25 protein-coding genes are annotated in these 20,834 nt (G+C 70.1%); 15 read left to right on the top strand and 10 right to left on the bottom strand.

The features are described from left to right. Positions 1-5 precede the first annotated feature (5 nt). The gene (locus ACLJQ7_RS32440; RefSeq protein WP_410651949.1) at positions 6-791 is read left to right on the top strand and encodes a TIGR00730 family Rossman fold protein; all 786 of its coding nucleotides are present in this window, start codon (positions 6-8) and stop codon (positions 789-791) included. Next, a complete protein-coding gene (locus tag ACLJQ7_RS32445; RefSeq protein ID WP_410652028.1) occupies positions 791-1,369 on the top strand; it encodes a TIGR00730 family Rossman fold protein in 579 nt (192 codons plus the stop codon). The genes ACLJQ7_RS32440 and ACLJQ7_RS32445 overlap by 1 nt, the downstream gene beginning before the upstream one ends. A gap of 252 nt (positions 1,370-1,621) precedes the next feature. Here the strand turns inward: ACLJQ7_RS32445 and ACLJQ7_RS32450 are convergent, their stop codons facing one another. Next, positions 1,622-2,296, bottom strand: a complete 675-nt coding sequence (locus tag ACLJQ7_RS32450; protein ID WP_410651950.1) for a lysophospholipid acyltransferase family protein — start codon at positions 2,294-2,296, stop codon at positions 1,622-1,624. Positions 2,297-2,347: 51 nt separating this feature from the next. Here ACLJQ7_RS32450 and ACLJQ7_RS32455 point away from each other — a divergent pair, with 51 nt between their 5' ends. Then, on the top strand, positions 2,348-3,253 hold the full coding sequence (locus ACLJQ7_RS32455) for a glucosyl-3-phosphoglycerate synthase (protein ID WP_410651951.1): 906 nt from the start codon (positions 2,348-2,350) through the stop codon (positions 3,251-3,253). Here ACLJQ7_RS32455 and cydC read toward each other — a convergent pair. The 4 genes from cydC to ACLJQ7_RS32475 form a co-directional block, all read right to left on the bottom strand. After that, positions 3,239-4,792 carry a thiol reductant ABC exporter subunit CydC gene (cydC, locus tag ACLJQ7_RS32460; RefSeq protein WP_410651952.1) on the bottom strand — a complete coding sequence of 518 codons (1,554 nt, stop codon included), beginning with the start codon at positions 4,790-4,792 and terminating at the stop codon, positions 3,239-3,241. The two genes, ACLJQ7_RS32455 and cydC, sit on opposite strands and share 15 nt — an antisense overlap. A gap of 76 nt (positions 4,793-4,868) precedes the next feature. Continuing rightward, entirely contained in the window at positions 4,869-6,524 is a 1,656-nt protein-coding gene (cydD, locus tag ACLJQ7_RS32465) for a thiol reductant ABC exporter subunit CydD (protein WP_410651953.1), read from the bottom strand. A gap of 9 nt (positions 6,525-6,533) precedes the next feature. Beyond that, positions 6,534-7,526 carry a cytochrome d ubiquinol oxidase subunit II gene (locus tag ACLJQ7_RS32470; protein ID WP_410651954.1) on the bottom strand — a complete coding sequence of 331 codons (993 nt, stop codon included), beginning with the start codon at positions 7,524-7,526 and terminating at the stop codon, positions 6,534-6,536. Between the two features lie 3 nt (positions 7,527-7,529). Beyond that, positions 7,530-8,708, bottom strand: a complete 1,179-nt coding sequence (locus ACLJQ7_RS32475; protein WP_410651955.1) for a cytochrome ubiquinol oxidase subunit I — start codon at positions 8,706-8,708, stop codon at positions 7,530-7,532. A 140-nt stretch (positions 8,709-8,848) separates the two neighbouring features. On the opposite strand from ACLJQ7_RS32475, the gene ACLJQ7_RS32480 reads away from it, so the two are divergent. From ACLJQ7_RS32480 to ACLJQ7_RS32510, 7 genes are read left to right on the top strand one after another with little or no spacing between them, the layout of a single operon-like run. Next, complete coding sequence (locus ACLJQ7_RS32480; protein WP_005155407.1) at positions 8,849-9,175, top strand: helix-turn-helix transcriptional regulator; 327 nt, start codon at positions 8,849-8,851, stop codon at positions 9,173-9,175. After that, positions 9,172-9,837 (top strand): permease prefix domain 1-containing protein, encoded by a 666-nt coding sequence (locus ACLJQ7_RS32485; RefSeq protein ID WP_410651956.1) that lies wholly within the window; start codon positions 9,172-9,174, stop codon positions 9,835-9,837. The genes ACLJQ7_RS32480 and ACLJQ7_RS32485 overlap by 4 nt, the downstream gene beginning before the upstream one ends. Next, on the top strand, positions 9,834-10,484 hold the full coding sequence (locus tag ACLJQ7_RS32490) for a permease prefix domain 1-containing protein (protein WP_410651957.1): 651 nt from the start codon (positions 9,834-9,836) through the stop codon (positions 10,482-10,484). The genes ACLJQ7_RS32485 and ACLJQ7_RS32490 overlap by 4 nt, the downstream gene beginning before the upstream one ends. Beyond that, complete coding sequence (locus ACLJQ7_RS32495) at positions 10,481-11,152, top strand: permease prefix domain 1-containing protein (protein ID WP_410651958.1); 672 nt, start codon at positions 10,481-10,483, stop codon at positions 11,150-11,152. Before ACLJQ7_RS32490 ends, ACLJQ7_RS32495 begins: the two co-directional genes overlap by 4 nt. Further along, on the top strand, positions 11,149-11,451 hold the full coding sequence (locus tag ACLJQ7_RS32500; RefSeq protein WP_410651959.1) for a DivIVA domain-containing protein: 303 nt from the start codon (positions 11,149-11,151) through the stop codon (positions 11,449-11,451). The genes ACLJQ7_RS32495 and ACLJQ7_RS32500 overlap by 4 nt, the downstream gene beginning before the upstream one ends. Further along, positions 11,448-11,897, top strand: a complete 450-nt coding sequence (locus ACLJQ7_RS32505; protein ID WP_410651960.1) for an SRPBCC family protein — start codon at positions 11,448-11,450, stop codon at positions 11,895-11,897. The genes ACLJQ7_RS32500 and ACLJQ7_RS32505 overlap by 4 nt, the downstream gene beginning before the upstream one ends. Next, entirely contained in the window at positions 11,890-12,459 is a 570-nt protein-coding gene (locus tag ACLJQ7_RS32510) for a DNA-3-methyladenine glycosylase I (RefSeq protein WP_410651961.1), read from the top strand. Before ACLJQ7_RS32505 ends, ACLJQ7_RS32510 begins: the two co-directional genes overlap by 8 nt. Here the strand turns inward: ACLJQ7_RS32510 and ACLJQ7_RS32515 are convergent. Both ACLJQ7_RS32515 and ACLJQ7_RS32520 read right to left on the bottom strand, forming a co-directional pair. Continuing rightward, the gene (locus tag ACLJQ7_RS32515) at positions 12,456-12,941 is read right to left on the bottom strand and encodes a hypothetical protein (protein ID WP_410651962.1); all 486 of its coding nucleotides are present in this window, start codon (positions 12,939-12,941) and stop codon (positions 12,456-12,458) included. The two genes, ACLJQ7_RS32510 and ACLJQ7_RS32515, sit on opposite strands and share 4 nt — an antisense overlap. A 109-nt stretch (positions 12,942-13,050) precedes the next feature. Further along, positions 13,051-13,845 (bottom strand): enoyl-CoA hydratase/isomerase family protein, encoded by a 795-nt coding sequence (locus ACLJQ7_RS32520; protein ID WP_410651963.1) that lies wholly within the window; start codon positions 13,843-13,845, stop codon positions 13,051-13,053. A 196-nt stretch (positions 13,846-14,041) separates the two neighbouring features. Between ACLJQ7_RS32520 and ACLJQ7_RS32525 the strand changes: the two genes are divergently transcribed. Both ACLJQ7_RS32525 and ACLJQ7_RS32530 read left to right on the top strand, forming a co-directional pair. Beyond that, positions 14,042-14,209, top strand: coding sequence for a DUF3117 domain-containing protein (locus ACLJQ7_RS32525; RefSeq protein ID WP_005155393.1), 168 nt, complete (start codon positions 14,042-14,044; stop codon positions 14,207-14,209). A 90-nt stretch (positions 14,210-14,299) separates the two neighbouring features. Beyond that, a complete protein-coding gene (locus ACLJQ7_RS32530; protein WP_410651964.1) occupies positions 14,300-15,763 on the top strand; it encodes a leucyl aminopeptidase family protein in 1,464 nt (487 codons plus the stop codon). Positions 15,764-15,770: 7 nt separating this feature from the next. On the opposite strand, the gene ACLJQ7_RS32535 is transcribed toward ACLJQ7_RS32530, so the two are convergent. After that, positions 15,771-16,382, bottom strand: coding sequence for a phosphatase PAP2 family protein (locus ACLJQ7_RS32535; RefSeq protein WP_410651965.1), 612 nt, complete (start codon positions 16,380-16,382; stop codon positions 15,771-15,773). 69 nt (positions 16,383-16,451) lie between these two features. Beyond that, on the bottom strand, positions 16,452-17,336 hold the full coding sequence (locus ACLJQ7_RS32540; protein WP_410652029.1) for a LysR family transcriptional regulator: 885 nt from the start codon (positions 17,334-17,336) through the stop codon (positions 16,452-16,454). A 105-nt stretch (positions 17,337-17,441) separates the two neighbouring features. Between ACLJQ7_RS32540 and ACLJQ7_RS32545 the strand changes: the two genes are divergently transcribed. Continuing rightward, complete coding sequence (locus tag ACLJQ7_RS32545; protein WP_410652030.1) at positions 17,442-18,677, top strand: MFS transporter; 1,236 nt, start codon at positions 17,442-17,444, stop codon at positions 18,675-18,677. A gap of 23 nt (positions 18,678-18,700) precedes the next feature. Here ACLJQ7_RS32545 and ACLJQ7_RS32550 read toward each other — a convergent pair whose 3' ends face one another. Continuing rightward, the gene (locus ACLJQ7_RS32550) at positions 18,701-19,351 is read right to left on the bottom strand and encodes an O-methyltransferase (protein ID WP_034313363.1); all 651 of its coding nucleotides are present in this window, start codon (positions 19,349-19,351) and stop codon (positions 18,701-18,703) included. A gap of 179 nt (positions 19,352-19,530) precedes the next feature. Here ACLJQ7_RS32550 and sigE point away from each other — a divergent pair, with 179 nt between their 5' ends. Both sigE and ACLJQ7_RS32560 read left to right on the top strand, forming a co-directional pair. After that, on the top strand, positions 19,531-20,151 hold the full coding sequence (gene sigE, locus ACLJQ7_RS32555) for an RNA polymerase sigma factor SigE (RefSeq protein ID WP_034313360.1): 621 nt from the start codon (positions 19,531-19,533) through the stop codon (positions 20,149-20,151). Continuing rightward, positions 20,148-20,825 (top strand): anti-sigma factor family protein, encoded by a 678-nt coding sequence (locus ACLJQ7_RS32560; protein WP_410651966.1) that lies wholly within the window; start codon positions 20,148-20,150, stop codon positions 20,823-20,825. The genes sigE and ACLJQ7_RS32560 overlap by 4 nt, the downstream gene beginning before the upstream one ends. Positions 20,826-20,834 lie beyond the last annotated feature (9 nt).

A 20,834-nucleotide genomic window follows, 5' to 3' on the forward strand; every position in this document is an offset into this window, starting at 1 on the left:
GCGGGGTGAGTGAGACAAGCGAGTTCCCCGACGGCCAGTACCCGGAACGTCCGATCGAGCGCCACAAGGGCCCGGTCGTGCTGCGGCGGGATCGCCGTGACCAGGGCAGCACCACCGACCAGCGCCTGCTGGACTCGCGGGGTCCGAGCGACTGGGTGCACACCGATCCGTGGCGTGTGCTGCGGATCCAGGCGGAGTTCGTCGAGGGCTTCGGCGCGCTGGCCGAGGTGCCGCGGGCGGTGACGGTGTTCGGTTCGGCACGGACGAAGCGGGACCACCCGGAGTACGAACTCGGCCGCAAGATCGGCGGCGCGCTCGCGAACGCGGGCTTCGCGGTGATGACCGGCGGCGGCCCCGGCGCGATGGAAGCGGTGAACCGCGGCGCCAACGAGGCGGGCGGGTTCTCGGTCGGCCTCGGCATCGAGCTGCCGTTCGAGCAGGGCCTGAACCCGTGGGTCGACCTCGGGGTCAACTTCCGCTACTTCTTCGCGCGCAAGACCATGTTCATCAAGTACTCGCAGGCGTTCATCTGCCTGCCCGGCGGTTTCGGCACGCTCGACGAGCTGTTCGAGGCGCTCACCCTGGTGCAGACGAAGAAGGTCACGAAGTTCCCGGTCGTGCTGTTCGGCAGCAAGTACTGGGGCGGCCTGTACGACTGGATCGCCAGCTCGCTGCTCGCCGAGGGCAAGATCGGCGAGAAGGACCTGGAACTGCTGCACGTCACCGACGACATCGACGACGCCGTGCGCGTCGTCGAGGATTCGTACCAGGCATGGGAGGACACCCACTGATGGCGGCGCCGCGCCGGGTCTGCGTCTTCTGCGGTTCTTCGATGGGCTTCGACCCGCGGTATGCGGACGAAGCTCGCGCCCTGGGCACGCTGCTGGCGTCGCGGGGTATCGGGCTGGTCTACGGCGGTGCTTCGGTCGGGACCATGGGCGTCGTCGCGGATGCCGCGCTCGCCGCGGGCGGCGAGGTGATCGGCGTGATCCCCGAGGCACTGGGCTCCGTCGAGATCGCGCACGCCGGCCTGACCGAACTCCACGTCGTCGCCGACATGCACCAGCGGAAAGCGAAGATGGCCGCGCTGTCCGACGGCTTCCTCGCGCTGCCCGGCGGGGCGGGGACGCTGGAGGAGCTGTTCGAGGTGTGGACGTGGGCGCAGCTCGGGCTGCACGAGAAGCCGATCGGGCTCGTCGACGTCGGCGGGTACTACGCGCCGCTGCTGAAGTTCGCCGACCACATGGTGTCGGAGGGCTTCCTGTCGGCTGGGTACCGGGACATGCTGTCGATCGACTCGGACGCTTCGGTGCTTCTGGACGGCTTCGCGGACTACGTGCCTCCGGCTCGGCCTAAGTGGGCTAAGTAGGGCTTCGGTTCTGGCCGCCGGCGGTCCGTGAAGGCCCCCTTGAGGGACCTAGGGTCCGTGAAGGGGCCCTTCACGGACTTGGCTGCTGCCCACCGGGGGGGGGGTAGCAAAGGTCTCCGCACTCCGTGTAGCGGCGCCTGCTGACTGTGTGGATTTTGGGACGTCAGATGTCCCGAAATCCACACGGTCGCCGCGCTGACCTGCGAAAAGAGAGCAAGGGACCTTTGCTACCACTCCGGCCCAGCAAGAACGTCAGGCAGCGCTCTGATCAGGCCGTTTGTGGTACGAGTCGACGTATTCCTGCCCCGACAGTTCCAGGATCGCGTACATGATCTCGTCGGTCACCGAGCGCCGGATCGCCGGTGACGAGTCCTGCCCCTCGTACCGCGAGAAGTCCAGCGGCGAGCCGTAGGTGACGGTGATCTTCGCCCGCCGCGGGATCCGCTTCCCGGCGGGCTGCAGGTTCTCGGTGCCGGAAAGTGCGACGGGTACGACCTTCGCGCCGGTCGCCAGCGCCAGGGCCGCGACGCCGGTGTGGCCGCGGTGCAGCCGCCCGTCCAGCGAGCGGGTGCCTTCGGGATAGATCGCGAAAGCGCCGCCCGCGTCGAGCACCTTCCGCGCCGCTTCCAGCGCGGCGAGGCCGGCCTGCGCGTTGCCGCGTTCGACCGGGACGTAGCCGAGGCCGCCCAGGAAACCGGCCATCAGTTTGCCCTTGAGCCCGCGGCCGGTGAAGTACTCCGCCTTGCCGAGGAACTTGACCTGCCGCAGCGCCGTGAAAGTGATCACGCCGGTGTCCAGCGCCGCCCGATGGTTGGGGGCCAGCAGCACCGGCCCGGTGGCGGGAATGTTCTCCACGCCGCGGATCTCGGGGCGGTACAGGGCTCTGACCAGCGGTCCGAGTACGAATCGGACGAGTAGCGGTAGCACGGTTCCTCCATCGACAGGGTGTCGGACTCCAGCATGGCACGATCACTACTCATGAGTTGGTTCGAGCGGCGTACGTGGCAGAACCCCGGCTGGACGGTCGAAGACATCGTCGCTGCGAAGGGTGACCGGACGGTTTCGGTCGTGCTACCGGCACTCGACGAAGAGGACACCGTCGCCGAGGTCGTCGGGACGGTCCGGCCGCTGCTGGGCACGGTCGTCGACGAACTGGTCGTGATGGATTCCGGGTCCACCGACGCCACCGCCGAGCTCGCCGCCCGCGCCGGGGCGCGCGTGGTGCACCGCGAGGACGTGCTCCCCGACTTGCCGCCGGTGCCGGGCAAGGGCGAGGTGCTGTGGCGGTCGCTGGCCGCGACGACCGGTGACGTCGTCGTGTTCCTCGACTCCGACCTCGTCGACCCGGATCCGGCGTTCGTGCCGACCCTGCTCGGGCCCTTGCTCTGCGAAGACGGCGTCCACCTGGTCAAGGGGTTCTACCGGCGGCCGCTGCGGCTGGAGAGCAGCGGCGGCGGCCGGGTCACCGAGTTGCTGGCGCGGCCGGTCCTTTCGGCGCTGCGCCCTTCGCTCTCGGGACTCATTCAGCCCCTGGGAGGCGAGTACGCCGCGACGCGCGAGTTTCTCGAGTCAACGCCCTTCGCGGCCGGGTACGGCGTCGAGATCGGGCTCATCCTCGACGCCGAAGCGCGCTACGGCCTCGAAGGGCTCGCGCAGGTCAACCTCGGCGTACGCAAGCATCGCAACCGCTCGCTGCTTCAGCTGGGCGTGATGGCGCGCCAGATCCTCGGGACGGCGCTCGCGCGCTGTGGCGTCAAGTCCGACGACCCGGCCCAGCTCACCCAGTTCGCGCAAGTAGGTGACGAATGGCTGCCGGAGGTGGCCGAGGTGTCGGTGAGTGACCGGCCGCCGATGCGGGACGTGCGCGGGCTAACCGAGTCGTAGGACCTCGTCGAACCCGGCCACCTGCGACTCGCGATGCGTCACCAGGACGACGGTGCCGCGCGCGGCCGCGAGCACACCGGCCAGGACGGCGTCGCCGTGCTCCGGATCCAGACCCTCGACCGGCTCGTCCAGTACGAGGATGGGCGGCGCGGAGAGCACTGCTCTCGCCAGGATGAGCCGCTGGCGTTGCCCACCGGACAGCGCGTCACCGTCGGAGCCGACTTCGCGATCCAGCGGCAGGTCGAAACCGGCCGTCTCACAGGCGGCGAGCAGTTCGGCATCCGAAGAGCCGGGCTTCGCGAGCAGCAGGTTTTCCCGGACCGTCGTGTGGAAGACGTGCGCGTCCGCGAGCGCGCCCGTGATCACCGACGGCAGCAGCGCCGGATCGTAGTTCTCCAGTGGTATCCCGTTCAGCAGCGCGCGCCCGGACGTCGGCGCCACGGAACCCAGCAGCACATTCAGCAACGTCGTCTTCCCGGCTCCGCTCGGCCCCACGATCCCGACGCGTTTGCCCGGCGGCAGGTCGAGGTCGACGCAGTCCAGTGCCGGGGCCCTGCCCTCGAACCGAACGCCGACCCCTTCGAGCCGCAGATGCCCCGGCTCGGGCAGCACGGTGCCGCGCGCGGGTGGCGGTTCCGACAGCAGTGCGCGCACCCGCTCGGCCGACGCGCGGACCTCGACCCAGCGCTGGGCGGCCGCGGTCAGGGGGAGGACCAGTTCGAACACGGCCAGCGCACCCAGCGCCAGTGCCGCCGTCAGCGGCGGCGAAACCCCGGCGGTCAGCGCGATCGCGACGCAGGTCAGCAGCTGGACGAAGATCCCGGCCGCGCTCAGCAGGCTCGTGCGATTCGCCGTCGCTCGATCCCTCGAAGCGAGGACGTCGACAGCGGTGTGCGCGGCGTCCACAGTGGACTCGTGTACGCCGTAGGCGATCAGCTCACGCCGTCCCGTGATCAGTTCGACCGACCGTTCGGCGAGGTCCGCGCGGGCCGGAGCGCTCGCTTCCGCCGCAGCGCGAGTGATCCGCACGCACAGCCACGGCAAGCCGATCCCCGCGACGGCGAGCCCGAGTGCCAGCACGAACCCGGCGGCCGGGCTGGCGATCAGCGCGACCGCCGTCGACACCGCGCCGACGAATGCGGCGACACCTGCAGGCAGCAGACAGCGGAGGATCGCGTCCTGCACGGCGTCCACATCGGACACCAGACGCGTGACGAGATCGCCGCCGGAATGCCGGGAAACCCGGTGCGGCAGCAGCGACGTGTACACGCGGGTCCGCAAGGCGCCGAGATACCGCAGGACGACCTCGTGCCCGGCGAGCCGTTCCGCGTAGCGCAGGCCGCCGCGCAGCAACGCCAGCGTCCGGACGGCGACGATCGCCACCGTGAGCGACGCGAGCGGCGGCTGCTCGGCCGCCTTGAGCAGCAGCCACGCGGCGGTGGCCATCAACGCCAGCCCGGCGATCTCCGCCCCGGCCCCGATCAGCCCGGCCCGGACCAGCCGTACGGCGTCCTTTGTGGACACACCCCAGACGTTCACACCGGTTCCCGTTCTCTCAGTGTTCGTCGGTGAACCCGCGTCCGCGATCGACGTCGGCAGGACGCTGGTCGGTCATTCACCTCGCCGATGCGGAGGTGGCGTCCTGCCACCGCGATAGCGGGGCCTTCGGCCGTGGCGGGTTCACGCGTTCGCTCACCGCCCGAGGTGCAACTTCAGCTCCGCCTACTGCTCTTACAGCGCCCTCGTGGACTTCGAGGACGCGGGTGGCCAGCGCGGCCATCGCGGGCCGGTGGGCCACGAGCACCGCGGTCCGGCCGGTCAGCAGTTCGCGGGTCGCGCCGAGCGCGGCGGCTTCGGTCTCCGCGTCGAGCCTGGCGGTCGGTTCGTCGAGCAGCGCGAGCCCCGCCTCCGTGCGGGCCAAAGCCCTGGCGAGGCCGAGCCGTTGCCGTTGCCCGGCCGAAAGCGGCGCGCCCAGCTCCCCGATCCGCGTCCGGTAGCCGTCGGGCAATCCGCGCACGACCCCGTCGAACGCCGCCGCGCGCGCCGCCGCCTGGACGTCCGGCACCTGGCCCATCGCGATGTTCTCCTCGACGGTCCCGGTGAACAACGTCGGCCGCTGCGGCACCCACGCCGTCCCCGCCCGCCACGCGGCCGGATCCAGATCGCGCAGATCGACACCGTCGACGAGGACCCGGCCGGACGTCGGCGTCACGAAACCCAGCAGGACCGCCAGCAGCGTGCTCTTCCCGGAACCGCTGGGCCCGACGAGCGCGACGTGCTCACCCGCATTGATCGTCATGTCCACTTCGGACAGTACGGTCTCGTCGCCGTACGCGACGCTCACCTTCTCCAGCACGATCCGAGGCGCACCGCGGCGGGCGACCCGCGAACCCCGGACGACGTCCTCCGACCGCACGGCCAGTGCTTCGCGCAGCGTGGCGAGCCCTCCCGCGCTGGCGTGGAACTTCGCCCCGGCCGCCCGCAGCGGCAGGTACGCCTCCGGGGCGAGCAGCAGCACCAAGACCGCCGTATGCACGACCATGCCGCCTTCGAGCAGCCGGAAGCCGATCGGCACCGCGACCAGTGCCACCGACAGCGTCGCCACCAGTTCCAGTACCAGCGCGGACAGGAACGCGACCCGCAGCGTGCGCATCGTCGCGTCGGTGTGCGCGTCCGCCATCGCCCGCACCGTCTTCGCCTGCGCCTCCGCGCGGCCGAACACCTTGAGCGTGCCGAGCCCGCGAACGACGTCGAGAAAATGCCCGCCCAGCTTGGAAAGCAGCGACCACTGCTTGGCGGTCTTCGCCTTCGTATGCTGCCCGACCAGGATCGCGAACACCGGGATCAGCGGCAGCGTCGCGGTGATGATCAGCGCCGACGACAGATCCGCGGCGAACAGCCGGACGAGCACCGCGACCGGCACGATCGCCGACAGCACCACCGTCGGCAGATACCCGGTCAGGTAGGCGTCGCTCGCGTCGATCCCTTTGGTCACCAGGGTCGCGACCTTGCCGGGATCCTCCGCCTCCGCACCGAGAAGCCGTTTGCGCAGCCCGGCCTTGACCGTCGCCGCGAACCGGCCGCCGAGTGAGCCCTGGACGCCCGCGAGCACCGCCCGCACCGCGATGGCGGCCACGAGGGTCCAGGTCACGCCGCCGCCGGTGAGCAGCGTCGCGAGGCCGTCGGCCTGGACGAGGATCGCCGCGGCGGTGAGTGTTCCGAGGACGGCCAGTACGCCGAAATGACGTCGCAGCCCGGAAAGAGGAGGCATCTCAGGCTCCTAGAAGTGCAGCAGCGAACGCTGGTCGACGCGGGTGTCGTGCCTGCGCCAGGTCACCCACTGCACGGCGGCGATCGCCACGAGCGCGGGAGGCAGGACGAAGGTGAGCAGGCTGAGCATTTCGGTACTGGAAGCCGCTTCCGTCAGGCTCAGCGAGAAACCGCCGTCCACAGAGGACACAAGGGCGTCCGGCAGGCGCGCCGCCCCGACGGCCAGCACCGGTGCCGCCGACAGCGTCATCGTGGCGACCAGCGCCGTCTTGTGCCGCCCGGCGCGCAAGGCGACGGCCGCGACGCCCAGCGCGCCGAACGCCAGCACGATCGCGGGCAGCACGGTCCACGACGCGGTGGTCTCGACGGCGCCCCAGGCGACCGCCACGACCAGGAACGCGAGCGACGGCGCGAGCAGCGCCTTGGCGATCCGGTTCGCGCGGGCGGTGAGCTCGGCGGGAGCCCGCACGGCGAGGAAAGCCGCTCCCTGCAAGGCGAACAGCGCGACGAACCCCGCGCCCCAGAGCAGCGCGTACGGACTGAACACCGCGAGGACGTCGCCGGTCGGTTTCCCGGCCGCGTCGAGCGGGAGCCCGAGGACGAGATTGCCGAGGAACACCCCCCAGGACACCGCCGTCACCCAGGCGCCGGCGGTGATCGCCAGCGTCCAGGCACCGCGGCCCGCGTCCGGCCGCCTGCTGCGCAACTGCACCGCCGCGGTGAACGTGACCAGCCCGAGCAGCAGGGTGACGACCGGGAGATACGCCCCGGCGAACACCTTTCCTTCCAGATGCGGGAAAGCGCCGAACAGGACACCGACCGCGGCCACCAGCCACACCTCGTTGGCCAGGAAGAACGGACCGAAGGCGCCGAGCACGCGCCGCCGCCCTTCCTCGTCGCGGCCCAGCCTGCCGAGCAGCATGCCGACGCCGTAGTCGTAGCCGGCCAGCGCGAAATAGCCGGCGGTCAGGAAACCGAGCACGCACCACCAGAGGATCACCATCGGTCAGACTCCGCTCAGGACGGGAAGTTCAGTACGGGGCGCGGCCGCCTCTTCGACGGGTTCCGGGCCGCGTTTCGCGACCCGTGACATCAGCACCCAGTCGGCGATCGCGAGCACCAGGAACAACAGGGTGAAAGCGATGAAGGAGAACAAGATCTGCCCCGCCGGAATGGCCGCGACGGCGTCGGCGGTCCTCAGCTGCCCCCGGATCAGCCACGGCTGACGGCCGATCTCCCGCACCAGCCAGCCGAAGATCGCCGCGAGGAACGGCAGCGGGATGGCCAGGACCATCACGTACAGCATCGGCCGCACCTTCGTGATCCAGTTCCGGAAGAGCAGTAGCGTGCCGAGGATCGAGGCCAGGAAGGCGATGAACCCGATCTGGATCATGAAGCCCAGCGAGGCACCGACGACGGGATCCGCTCCTTCCAGCTTGCCGGGGTGGTACTCCCCGAGCGGGCCGAACTGGGCGAAGCCGAAGCCGATCACCAGCGTGCTGCCGACCAGCGAGGTGAGCACGCCGATCCGCATCGAGCGCCGGAAGAACTCGATCTCCTTGGTGCGCTTGATGAAGTGGTACGCGCTGACGCCGACCACGAAGAAACCACCGGTCATCAGCGCCGCGCTCAGCACGTGTGGCAGCGAAGCCGTCAGTGCCGGGTTGGTGAACAGCGCGCCGAAGTCGTCGAGTTTCAGCACGCCGTTCTCGGCGTGCGTGCCGACCGGGTTCTGCAGGAACGAGTTGGCGACCATGATGAACAGCGCCGAGGCGTACGCGGTCAGCGTGACCAGCCAGATCAGCGTCAGGTGGACCCATTTGTTCAGCCGCCCCCAGCCGAAGATCCAGAGCCCCAGGAAGGTCGATTCGGCGAAGAAGGCCACCAGCGTCTCGATGGCCAGCGGTGCGCCGAAGACGTCGCCCGCGACCGCGGACAGGCCGGTCCAGGTGAGTCCGAACTGGAATTCCATCACGATTCCGGTGACGATTCCCAGCGCGTAATTGATCACGTAAAGCCTGCCCCAGAAACGAGTCATCCGCGCCAGTTCCGGCTTGCCGCCGAACGCGGAGCGTGTCTGCATCACCGCGACGAGTGTCACGAGCCCCAGTGTGAGCAGCACGAACAGAAAGTGGAACGAGGTCGTCGTCGCGAACTGGAGTCTCGCGATCGGGAGTGCGTCCATGCCGAGGAACTGTATACGTAGGCTGGCTACATGTAGCCACTAAATCTATGAAATCGGGGTGATCTCGGGGACATTCCCTGAGGCCGGTCCGGGAAAGTCCCGGCTACCCTGGTCTGCGGCGATGTGTAGACTGTCTATCTATGAAGGCCGACAGCCTGCGCGGGCACCTCGACGCGCTGCTCCTCGCCGTCCTCGACGGCCGGAAGCTGCACGGGTACGCCATCATCGAGGCGCTCCAGCTCCGCAGTGACGGTGCGCTCGACCTGCCGACGGGCACCGTCTACCCGGCGCTTCGCCGCTTGGAGCGCGCCGGATTCCTCGCCAGCGAATGGGACGTGGTGTCCGGCCGCAAACGTCGTACGTACAAGCTCACCCGCTCCGGGCAGAAGGCACTGGCCGCGGAACGGGCGGAGTGGCAGGAGTTCACCACTGTCATAGGTGGTGTCCTCGGGGGGAGCACGGCATGAGTGCGATCGAGGCCTACGTCGGCGACCTGGACAGGCGCCTGAACGGGTCGGCGAGGGCGAAGACCGATCTGCTCACCGAGGCGAGGGACGGTCTGGTCGACGCGGCCGAGGCGTACCGCGAAGGTGGCGTCGGCGAGGCGGAAGCCGAACGCCGTGCCGTCGCCGACTTCGGCCCGGCCGCCGTGATCGCCCGTGAGTACCAGGCCGAGCTGGCGTTGCGCGGCGACATCGGCACCCTGTGGAAGGTCATCGTCGGTGTGCCGCTGATCCAGGTGACCTGGGAGCTGGCGCGGATCTGGACCTACGGCGACTGGAGCCGTTCGGGGAAGCCGAATCCGGAGTGGTACACGGCCGTCATCGAAGTCTTCGGCGTCCTGGTCCTCGTACCGGCCGTGATCGGAGCGGGTTCGCTGTTCTGGGCCCGAAGGCTGGGGCGCAGGCTCGACAGCGTGAGCCTGGGGAAGGTGACACGGTGGACGGTGGGTGCCGCGGCGAGCACGAACCTGCTGGCGCTGCTGCTGCTCACCGTGAGCACCACGGTCCTCGATCCGTCGAGGATGAACGTGAGCCTCGTGTGCAACATGGTGGCGCTCGGCTGGGTGGCCTTCAGTTTCTGGTTGCTCGCGCCCGCCTTCCGGTCCCGGCACGCGCTCGCCGCATGAACGCGATCGAGGCCTACATCGGCGAACTCGACGGAAGGCTGTCCGGGCCGCGGTCGGCGAAAACCGATCTGCTCACCGAAGCGAGGGACGGCCTGGTCGACGCGGCCGACGCCTACCGCGCGGGCGGTGCCGACGAAGCGGAAGCGGAACGCCGGGCCGTCGCCGACTTCGGCCCCGCCGACCTGATCGCCCGTGACTACCAGGCGGAACTGGGGCTGCGGCGCGACATCCGCGTGTTGTGGGAGCTGATCGCCGGTGTCCCGCTGCTGATCCTCGCCTGGGATCTGGCGCGTGCCTTCGCCGACTGGTCGGCGCTCGGCGCCGCGCCGTCCTGGTACCACCGCGCGATCGGCACGGCCGACACGCTGGCGGCGCTGTCCCCGGCCGTCGCGATCGCCGGGCTGCTCGCGGCACGACTGCTCTCGCGGCGGACGGCCGGTCCGCCGGTCGCGCGCGCGGTCTCGTGGACGCTGGCCGCGGCCGTGGGGTTGAACCTGGTCGCGGTCGCCACGTACGGCGGCGCGACCGGGCTGATGGAGCCAGCCCGCATGCTCGTCAGCGTGCCGTGCGCGGTCCTGTCCGGAACGTGGATCCTGTTCAGCATGCGGCTGGCGGTCGCCGCGCGGAGTCGGAGAACCACGGCATGACGGTGATCGAGGCCTATCTCGGGGAGCTGCGCACGCGGCTGGACGGCCCGGCGTCGGCGAAGCGGGATCTGCTGCGCGAGGCGCGCGACGGGCTCAACGACGCCGCGGACGCCTACCGCGACGGCGGCTGGAGCGACCACGAGGCGCAGGTGCGCGCCGTCGCCGATTTCGGGCCGGTGCACCTGATCGCCCGGGACTACCAGGCCGAACTGGGCATGCACAGCGGCACCCGCACCCTCTGGAAACTGATCCTCGGCGTGCCGTTGATGCAACTGGCCTGGGAGTTCGCCCGCAAGTGGACCTTCGGCGACTGGTCGCAGCTCGCGCCGACGCCGGGTTGGTACAAGTACATCGCCCAGTTCACCCACGGTTCGGTCTTCATCGTGCCGGTGCTCGGGGTGATCGCCCTCGTCTCCATGCGCTGGCTGTCCCGGCGGATGGACGGTGCCCGGCTGGTCAAGACCGCCGGCGTGCTGATCGGCGAGGCCGTCGGGCTGAACCTGCTTTCGGTGGCGCTGCTGGTGATCGCCACCGGTTTCCTCGACGCGTCGAGACTGTTCCTGTCCGTGCCGTGCGGGCTGCTGATGATCCTCTGGGTGGTGGTCAGCGTGCGACTCGCGTTGCTGGCGCGACGATCGTGGCGTTCGTGTGCCACGATCGTGGCGTGACGACCGTCCTGATCTACCTCGTAGTCATGCTGCTGGTGGCCGCCGTGGTGTTTCTGCTGGCCGCCGTGGTGTTCGGCCGGGGTGAGGAGCTGGCTCCGCTGCCGCCCGGCAGCGCGCCGACCAGGCTGCCCGCCGAGGACATCACCGCCGAGGACGTCCACGCCGTCCGCTACCAGATGGTGCTGCGCGGTTACAAGATGTCCGAAGTGGACTGGGTGATGCGGCGGCTCGGCGTCGAGATCGAGGAGCTGCGCGCCAAGGTGGCCGAACTGGAGGCCGAGCGCGAGGCCGCCAGGTGACCGATGTCGTCGTCTCCGTCGACGTCGCGGTAACGGCCGGGACGGCTTGGCTCGCCCTGACCGATTGGGAACGCCAGGGCGAATGGATGCTCGGCACCGAGGTCGAGGTCGTCGAAGGCAACGGGCGTAGCGTGGGCTCGAAACTGTCGGCGTTCACCGGCGTGGGCGGGATCGGGTTCACCGACACCATGGAGATCACCAGCTGGGAACCGCCGCTGCGCTGTGTCGTGCGGCATACCGGCAAGATCGTGCAGGGCACCGGGGTGTTCCAGGTGATCGAGAAGGGGCCGCACGCGTCGACGTTCGTCTGGGCGGAGCATCTGCGGCCGCCGTTCGGCGTCGTCGGGCGGCTCGGCTGGCCGGTCGCGAAGCCGGGCTTCGAACTAGGGCTGCGGTTGTGCCTGCAGAGATTCGTGAAGTACGCGGAGGGGTACCGGGTTGGCTGAGGCGGGTCTGCTGGGCGCGGACGGGATCAAGCGGTGTTCGTGGGGCAACTCGGCCCCGGACTACGCCGAGTACCACGACACCGAATGGGGTTTCCCGCTCCACGGCGACGAAGAACTGTACGAACGCCTGTGCCTGGAGTCGTTCCAGTCCGGGCTTTCGTGGATCACGATCCTGCGTAAACGCGAGTCGTTCCGGAAGGCGTTCAAGAGGTTCAAGCCGAAGAAGGTCGCGGCCTTCACCGACGACGACGTCGCTCGTCTCATGGAAGACGCGTCGATCGTGCGGAACCGGGCCAAGATCCTGGCGGCGATCAACAACGCCCGGGCGATCGAGGAACTGGACGGTTCGCTGGACGACCTGCTGTGGTCGTTCGCGCCTTCCTCGCCTACCCGGCCGCGGCGGATGGCGGACGTCCCGGCGATCACCGACGAGTCGAAGGCGATGGCGAAGGAACTCAAGAAGCGCGGCTTCGTGTTCCTCGGGCCGACGACCTGTTACGCGCTGATGCAGGCGACGGGGATGGTCGACGACCACGTGAAGGACTGTTTCCGGGCCGCTTAAACCGAGCGAGCGTGGAGGTCTTCGGCCAGTCTTCGCAGTGTGCGGTAGCTGCCGTCGAGTTCGATCCTGCGGGAATTCCGCAGTTCGATCACGCAGTTCGTGGTGGCCGCGACGGGAATCAGGCCCGCCCAGAGGGAACGGGTCTCGTACTCGACCGAGCGGACTTCGGGCCAGGTGATCGCGTGGCGGACTTTGCGCCCGTGGACGTCGGTGAAACCGCCGTCGAAGACGTAAAGACCTCCGTCGAGGCGCCTTCGGGTGGAGACACACCAACACAGGAAGAGCGGCGTCCACACGAACAGCACCATGGCCAGCGCTCCGGTCGTATCACCTTCGCGGATCCCGATGGCCAGAGCGCCCGCCAGCGGCGCGAAGGCGAAGAAGGTCCCGATGACGCCCGGCCTGCGGCGGTAGCGGCGGAGGCAGTCACCGAGGTCGCGCTCGGCGGCTGCCGTCCGAAGGTGGGGCGGGGTCGGGATCACTCCCGGACGCTAGTCGCGGCAGTCCGGTACCGGTCCCGGCCGCGCTATGAAGGACGCTTTCATTGCAAATTTTGCAATGAAAGCGTCCTTCATTGCACGTCGCGGGCGGTTACTTGCCCTGGAAACTCGGCTTGCGCTTGCCCACGAAGGCCTCGACGGCCTCGGTGTGGTCGGCGGTCGCGCCGAGCGCGGTCTGGGCCTCGTCCTCGGCCGCCAGCGCGGTTTCGAGGGACGACTCGGCGGCGACGGACAGGACGTTCTTGATCTTCGCGTACGCGACCGTCGGGCCGGCCGCGAGCTTCGCGGCGACCTTCTGCGCGCGGGCGGCCAGCTCCTCGTCGGAAACGACCTCGCTGACCAGTCCGAGCGTCAGCGCTTCGGCGGCGTCGACCGTGCGCGCCAGCAGCATCAGCTCGGCCGCGCGGCCGAGGCCGATCAGCCGCTGCAGCGTCCATGACGCGCCCGAGTCCGGGCCGAGGCCGACGTTCGCGAACGCCATCAGGAAGTTCGCCGACGTCGCGGCGATCCGGAGGTCGCTCGCGTACGCGAAGGCCGCGCCCGCGCCGGCCGCGGGGCCGTTCACCGCCGCGATGACCGGCTTCGGCATCCCGACGATGGCCTTGACGATCGGGTTGTAGTGCTCCTTGACCGTGTGTAGCGGCGCCGGGTCACCCGCCTGCAGCAGCCCGACGTGCTCCTTCAGGTCCTGCCCGGCGCAGAACGCCTTGCCCGAACCGGTCAGCACGACCGCGCGGACACTGTCGTCGGCCGCGGCCTCGGTCAGGCCCGCCAGCAGCAGTTCCTTGAGTTCGACGGTCAGCGAGTTGTACGCCTGCGGCCGGTTCAGCGTGAAGGTGCGCACGCCATCGGCGTCGGCGGTCAGCAGAACGTCGGATGTGGTCACGGGATCTCCTAGTCGGCGAAACTGCGGTCCGAGACGAAGTCTTTCAGCCTCGCGAGCCGCATACCAGCACCGATACGGCGGCAAAAGATCGGTCCGCGTTCGCGCTCGGCCGCTGATGAGGGACAATGGACAGTAGACCCGGCTGGCTTTGACGAGCGCGACCCGGGCGCGCCGGTTGAGACGGAGGGAGCACGCTATGGCGGCCATGAAGCCCCGGACCGGAGATGGTCCCCTCGAAGTGACTAAGGAGGGGCGGGGCCTCGTGATGCGCGTACCACTCGAAGGTGGTGGGCGCCTCGTCGTCGAACTCTCCGCGGAAGAAGCGAAGGATCTCGGCGCGGCCTTGCAGGAGGTCACCGGCTGAGCCGGACCGCACCACCGTTCAACCACCCGTACCCCGGTCTCCCTTCGGAGGCCGGGGTCGCGGTTCATCTGCGCCCGGAGGTCGCTCACTGTGCGTAACCCGCTACCCCCCGTTCCGGGGAAGCTGCTCGAACTCGAGGTCTCGGACGACCTGAAGCGCGGTACGCCGCTGGCCACGCTGATCGCGGCGCCGTCCGAAGAGGACGGTGACGCCGGACTCGCGGAGATCGGCGGCGTGCGGCCCACCGGCAAGGCCGGAGACGTGCAGACCGTGCCGACCGGCGGCGTCCGCTGGCTGGCGGGCGTCGGCGACGGTGAGCCGAAGCAGTACCGCAAGGCCGGTGCCGCGCTGGTCCGCGCCGTCACGTCAGCGCTGGAGGAAGACGTCAAGGCGGGGGAGAAGGCGTTCCGCGCCTTCGCCGTCGAGCTGCCGGCGGACGCGGGCGCCGAGCACGTCGAGGAACTCGCGTTCGGGCTGCTGCTCGGCGGCTACCGGTTCACGGTGACGGCCGAGGAGCCGAAGCCGAGCCTGCGGACCGTGCGCTTGATCACACGTCACGAGGGCGCCGTCGGCGCGCTGGAGAGGGTCCGCGAACTCGCCGCGGCCGCCGCGTTCGCGCGCGACCTGGCGAACACGCCGTCGAACGTCAAGACTCCCGCCTGGCTCGCCGACACGGCCGCCCGGGCGGCCGGTGGCATCCCGAACCTGACCGTGACGGCGCGGGACGAGAAGTGGCTGGCCGAACAGGGCTTCGGCGGCGTTCTCGCCGTCGGCGGCGGCTCGGCCGCGCCGCCGCGGCTGATCGAACTCGAGTACCGGCCGCGCGGGGCGACGACGCATCTGCTGCTGGTCGGCAAGGGCATCACCTTCGACACCGGCGGTCTTTCGATCAAACCGGCCGACGGCATGCACCTCATGCGCACCGACATGGCGGGCGGCGCGGCGATCATCGCCGCGGTCCGCGCCATCGCCACGTTGCGTCTGCCGGTCAAGGTGACCGGGCTGGTGCCCGCCGCCGAAAACCACGTATCCGGTTCGTCGTACCGGCCCGGTGACATCGTCCGGCACTACGGCGGCAAGACCACCGAGGTGGGCAACACCGACGCCGAGGGCCGCATGGTCCTGGCCGACGCGCTCGTCTACGGCATCAAGAAGCACAAACCGGACGCGGTGATCGACGCGGCGACCCTGACCGGCGCCATGAAGGTCTCGCTCGGCGTCCGCACCGGCGGCGTCTTCGCCACCGAAGACGCGCTCGCGGAGCGGGTCACGAAGGCGGGCGAGCGGGTCGGCGAGGCCTGGTGGCGGATGCCGCTGCTGGAGGATCTGGCCGAAACCGTGCAGGGCTCGCTCGGTGACGTCCGGCAGGCGCCGGGTGGCCCCGGTGGCATCGTCGCGGCGCTGTTCCTGCGGGAGTTCGTCGGGGACGTGCCGTGGGCGCATCTCGACATCGCCGGCCCCGCGCGGGCCGACAAGACCTACGCCGACGTCGTGCCCGGGGCCACCGGATTCGCGGCGCGGACGCTGGTCGAGCTGGTCGCCTCCTACGCCTGACCTGCGGTTACCTGCGGGGCGGGAGCAAGGGACCTTTGCTACCGCTCCGCAGGTCGACCTTGGGCATGGGCTGGGTCGGCGCGTCCCCGGCGTGGGCGGTGAGCCGTCGAGCGATCCGGGTCGCCGGGTCCTTCAGGTACCGGAACACGAGCCACGCCGTGACGGAGCCGCAAACGAGCCCGGCGAGTACGTCGTGCGGGTAATGCGCGCCGACGAAGACCCGCGAGAACCCCATCAGCAGGCCGCCCGGGAGCACCCACGGCGCGAGCCGGCGCCAAGCGAGTGCCAGGCCGACAGCGGCCGCCGCGGCGATCGTGGAGTGGTTGCTCGGGAAGGACCAGTCACCCGTCGGCGGGCACTCGACGAGGGTGACGAGGCCCCGGCAAGGTCGGTCTTCGCGGATCACGCTCTTCGCCGCTTCGCTGATCAAGTACGCGATCGCGGTCGCAGCGGGCACCAGTAGCGACACCGCGAGCCGGGAGGGCGAGGTGCGCGCCCGCCAGAACACCCAGACCATCAAGGCGGCGAAGATCAGCAATCCCGCGTCGGTGAACAGGACGCCGGATGCCTGAAGCCAGCCCGGGCTCTCGCCCGCCAACTCCACGATGTCGTCGTACATTCACCCGAAGTTAGCGAAAAGTCTTCTCGGGCGGGGTGGACGAATGGCAGGGATCGACCCCGACGAAAGTCACCAGGGCCGCGCGCGGACCCGCTCACGGAACCGCAGCACGGCGGGCGGCAGGACCACATCGCGACGCCAGGCCAGCCCGATGGTCCGCCCGACCGGCGACACCAGCGGGACTTCGACGACCCCCGCCGGGCTGCCCGGTTCGAAACGGGGAAGCAGCGCGACACCGAGCCCGGCCGCGACCAGCCCGCGGACGGTGTCGGACTCCTGACCCTCGAACGCGATCTTCGGCTCGAAGCCGGCCGCCGCGCACAGGTCGTCGGTGATGGTGCGGAGGCCGTAGCCGGTTTCGAGGAGCACGAATTCCTCGTCCTTGAGGTCCTCGATGGCGGCGCTGGGCCGGTCGGCGAGGCGGTGCGACGTCGGGACGGACAGGAAGATCTCCTGCTCGGCGAGCACGGCGGTGTCGAGCAGCGGATCGTCGACGGGGGCGGGCGCGAGCAGCGCGAGGTCGAGTTCGCCGCTGGTCAGCCTGTCGACCATGTCCTGACGTGACCCCTGGACCAGGGTGAACCGGACTCCCGGATGGTCGGCGCGATAGCCGCGGAGCAGCGTGGGGACCAGCGACCTGCCGAGCAGATGCAGGAAGCCGAGGACGACGTGCCCGGATTCGGGGTCGACCTCTTCGCGGGCCTGGCGGACTCCGGCGTCGACGGCGGCGAGCGCGCGTTCGGCGGCATCGGCCAGCAGCTCGGCGGCGCGGGTGAGCCGGATGCCGCGGCCGTCGGGAACCGTGAGCGGGGCGCCGAGGGCGTCACCGAGCGCCGAGATCCGGCGGCTTACCGTGGGCTGGGGGACACCGAGCAGCTCGGCCGCGCGTGTGACGTTCGTCGTGCGGCGAAGTGCGGTGAGCAGGGCGAGCTGCGGGGCGAGCTGGGCGGTCATCCTTTCATTCAGCACGGTATCGATTGTGGCAGATGATCGTATTAGACGTATCGTTTAGCCAGGCTTAGCTTCGAGACTGTGCCTGCCACCGGAACCACCCGCCGCGTGACGATCGCCGTCGCCGCGGCCGGGATCTCCTCGTTCGCGCTGCTCTACGCGCCCCAGCCGGTGCTGCCGCAGCTGGCCGAGCAGTATCACCTCGATCCCGGTGGCGCTTCGCTCGCGGTGAGTGTCGCGACCGGCGCGCTCGCGATCGCCGTCCTGCCCATCGCGGCGCTCTCCGAGGTCGTGGGACGGCGCCCGGTGATCATCGCTTCGGTGGTCGCGTCGGTCGTGTTCGGTTTCCTGCTGCCGCTGGCGCCCAGTTATCCGGCGCTGCTCGTGCTGCGGGCGCTGCAGGGCGTCGCCATCGCCGGGTTCCCCGGAGTGGCCGCGGCCTATCTCGCGGAACGGCTCGGCAAGGCCGGGCTCGCGGCGGCGGTGGGCGCGATGATCGCGGGGAACACCGTCGGCGGCATGATCGGACGGCTCGCTGCCGGGTTCACCGCCGGACCGTTCGGCTACCACGGCGCGCTGCTCGTGGTCGCGGGGATCGGGTTGGTCTGCACGGTGGTCACGGTGCTGGCGCTGCCGCCGGGGGAGCAAGGGACCTTTGCTACCACTTTGCCGGATCGCCGCAGGTCAGAGCGGTTGCGTGCGCAAGGCAGGGCGGTGCTCGCCGGGCTCGGCGCGGCGGTGCGGAAGCCGGTCCTGCTCGTCCAGTACGCGGTCGCGCTGCTGGCGATGGGCTCGTTCGTCGCGCTGTACAACGCCGCCGGATTCCGCCTGACCGGCGAGCCGCTGAACCTCTCGCCCGCGATCGCGTCGCTCGTCTTTCTCGCGTACGCGATGGGCTCGGTCTCGTCGGCGACGGCGGGCAAGCTCGTCGGCCGGTTCGGCCGCCGCCGGTCGCTCGCCGGCGCCCTGCTGCTCACGATCGCGGGCGCGGCGCTGACGCTGTCCGACTCGCTGCCCATGGTCGTCGCCGGGTTCGTGGTGCTGACCGGCGCGTTCTTCGCGGCGCACGCCGTCGCCAACGGCTGGGCCGCCGCGGAGGCGCCCGAGAACGCCCGCGGCCAGGTGGGCGGGCTCTACACGCTTTCCTACTACCTCGGCAGCAGCATCGGCGGCGCCGTCGGCGCGACCGTCTACGGGCACGCGGGGTGGACCTGGCTGATTGTGCTCACCGCCGCCTGGCTCGCCCTCGCCGCGGTGGCCGTGGTCGCGGTGACTCCCAAGTCCGTGAAGGCCTCCTTGAGGGACTCTGGGTCCCTCAAGGAGGCCTTCACGGAACGCGTCTGAAAAGTGGTAGCAAAGGTCCCTTGCTACGCGATCGCGGCGACCAGCAGCCCGCCGCCCACCGGCAACAGCGCCGGGACCAGCCGCTCGTCCTCGCGGAAGGCCCGCGCGACCTCCCGCAGCGCGAGGGTGTCCGGATCACGTCGTGAGGGATCGGTCACCCTGGTCCCCGAAACGTTGTGGAACGCCAGTATCCCGCCGGGCCGCAGCAGCGAGACGGCCTTCTCGTAGCAACTCGGGTACTCGATCGGCGCCGAATCGACGAACACCAGGTCGTAGCCGCCGGGGGTGAGCCGGGGGAGGACGTCGAGCGCCCGCCCCATGATCAGGCGGGTCCGTCCCGGCGCGTAGCCGGCCTCGCGGAACGCCGCCCGCGCCGCGCGGTGGTACTCCGGCTCGATGTCGATCGAGGTGAGGATCCCGTCGTCGACCATGCCGCCGAGCAGGCACAATCCGCTCACCCCGGCCCCGGTCCCGACCTCGACGACGGCCTTCGCCCGCAGCGTCGTGGCGAGAAAACGCAGAGTCGCACCCGCGCCCGCGCTCAGCGGACCGCATCCCAGATCGGCCGACCGTGCCCGCGCGGCGGCCAGCACCTCGTCGTCGGGGACGTACCCGTCGACGAGGTCGGCGTCGGCGGCCTCGGCAGGCGAGCCCGCATGCGTCCCGGAATTCACACGCGGAGGTTAGCGCTGCCTATCGTCAAAAGAGCGAAGACTCCCTGCTACCGAACTTCTCAGCCTCCTCTCAGTCCAGTCTCACTAGAAACATAAGCAGGCCGGACAGACTGGTCCTCGACAACGGGAACACCGTGCTCATCGCCCGCGTTGGGTGGAGTAGTTGGGAGAAGACGCTGATGGAGGTGCCTACTTCCCCGATGCAGGAAACGATGCAGGACCAGCACGCGGACCAGGTCACGCCGGTGACGGTGGACGAGGCCGCATGGACGCCGCCCTCGTGGGACGAGGTCGTGCGTGAACACGCCGACCGCGTGTACCGGTTGGCGTACCGCCTGACCGGTAACGCCCACGACGCCGAGGACCTGACGCAGGAGACCTTCATCCGGGTCTTCCGCTCGCTCGCGTCCTACAAGCCCGGCACGTTCGAGGGCTGGCTGCACCGGATCACCACGAACCTCTTCCTCGACATGGCCCGCCGCCGCTCGCGCGTGCGGATGGAAGGCCTCCCCGAGGACACCGACCGCATCGTCGGTGACGACCCGAGCCCCGAGCAGGTCTATTCGGACACGCATCTCGATCCGGACCTGCAGGCCGCGCTCGACGAGTTGCCGCCCGAGTTCCGTGCCGCGGTCGTGCTGTGCGACGTCGAAGGCCTCTCGTACGAGGAGATCGGCGCCACCCTCGGTGTCAAGCTCGGCACCGTGCGCAGCCGGATCCACCGCGGCCGCCAGGCGCTTCGCGCTTCTTTGGAGCGCCGTCGCGCCGCGGCGCAGGAGTCTGCGAAGGTGGGGGTATGACCGCACCGCGAGGTTGGGGGCTCCCCGAGTCGCATCTGCTTCCGGACGCCATCGTCGCCTTCGTCGACGGTGAGCTGTCCCTCGGCGCTCAGGACAGGGCCTCGGCGCATATCGCCCGCTGCCAGGCGTGCGCGGCCGAGGTGACCGCGCAGCGCCAGGCCGTCGCGGCCGTGAAGCAGGCGGGAGCCCCGTCGATGTCGGCGGGTTTCCTGGCCAGCCTGTGCTCCATCCCGCAGAACACCGAACTTCCCGGCACCCCGGACAACCTGGCGATGACCGCCGACGGTCAGCTGGTGGCCATCCAGCGGCCCGACCGGGTCGCCGGCCTTCGCGACACCGGGGTTTTGGGCGGTACAGCGCCGTTGGGATCAACGGCACCGCTGGGCCAGTCGCCGAACGTCCTCGGCGGCGGACGGTTCGGCCTCGCCCGGCGGAAGTACGCGCAGGGCGCCGGAGTCGTCGTTTCGGGCCTGGTGCTGAGCGCGCTGGCCCTCGTCGCGACCTCGGGTGACGGCACCGAAGACCAGCCGAACACCGGTTTCACCCCGCCGCAGGGAGTCAACGCGGGTCTGCTGCCCGCGCAGCTGGGCGGCGGCACCCCAGCAGAACCGCCGCGCAGCCCCACCCCGAGCCCGAGCACGTCGAACGCGCCCGTGCCCGTCTCGGCCCGCTGATCCGCTTCG

The organism is Amycolatopsis sp. cmx-4-54 (assembly GCF_046548895.1).
Classification (GTDB): Bacteria; Actinomycetota; Actinomycetes; order Mycobacteriales; family Pseudonocardiaceae; genus Amycolatopsis.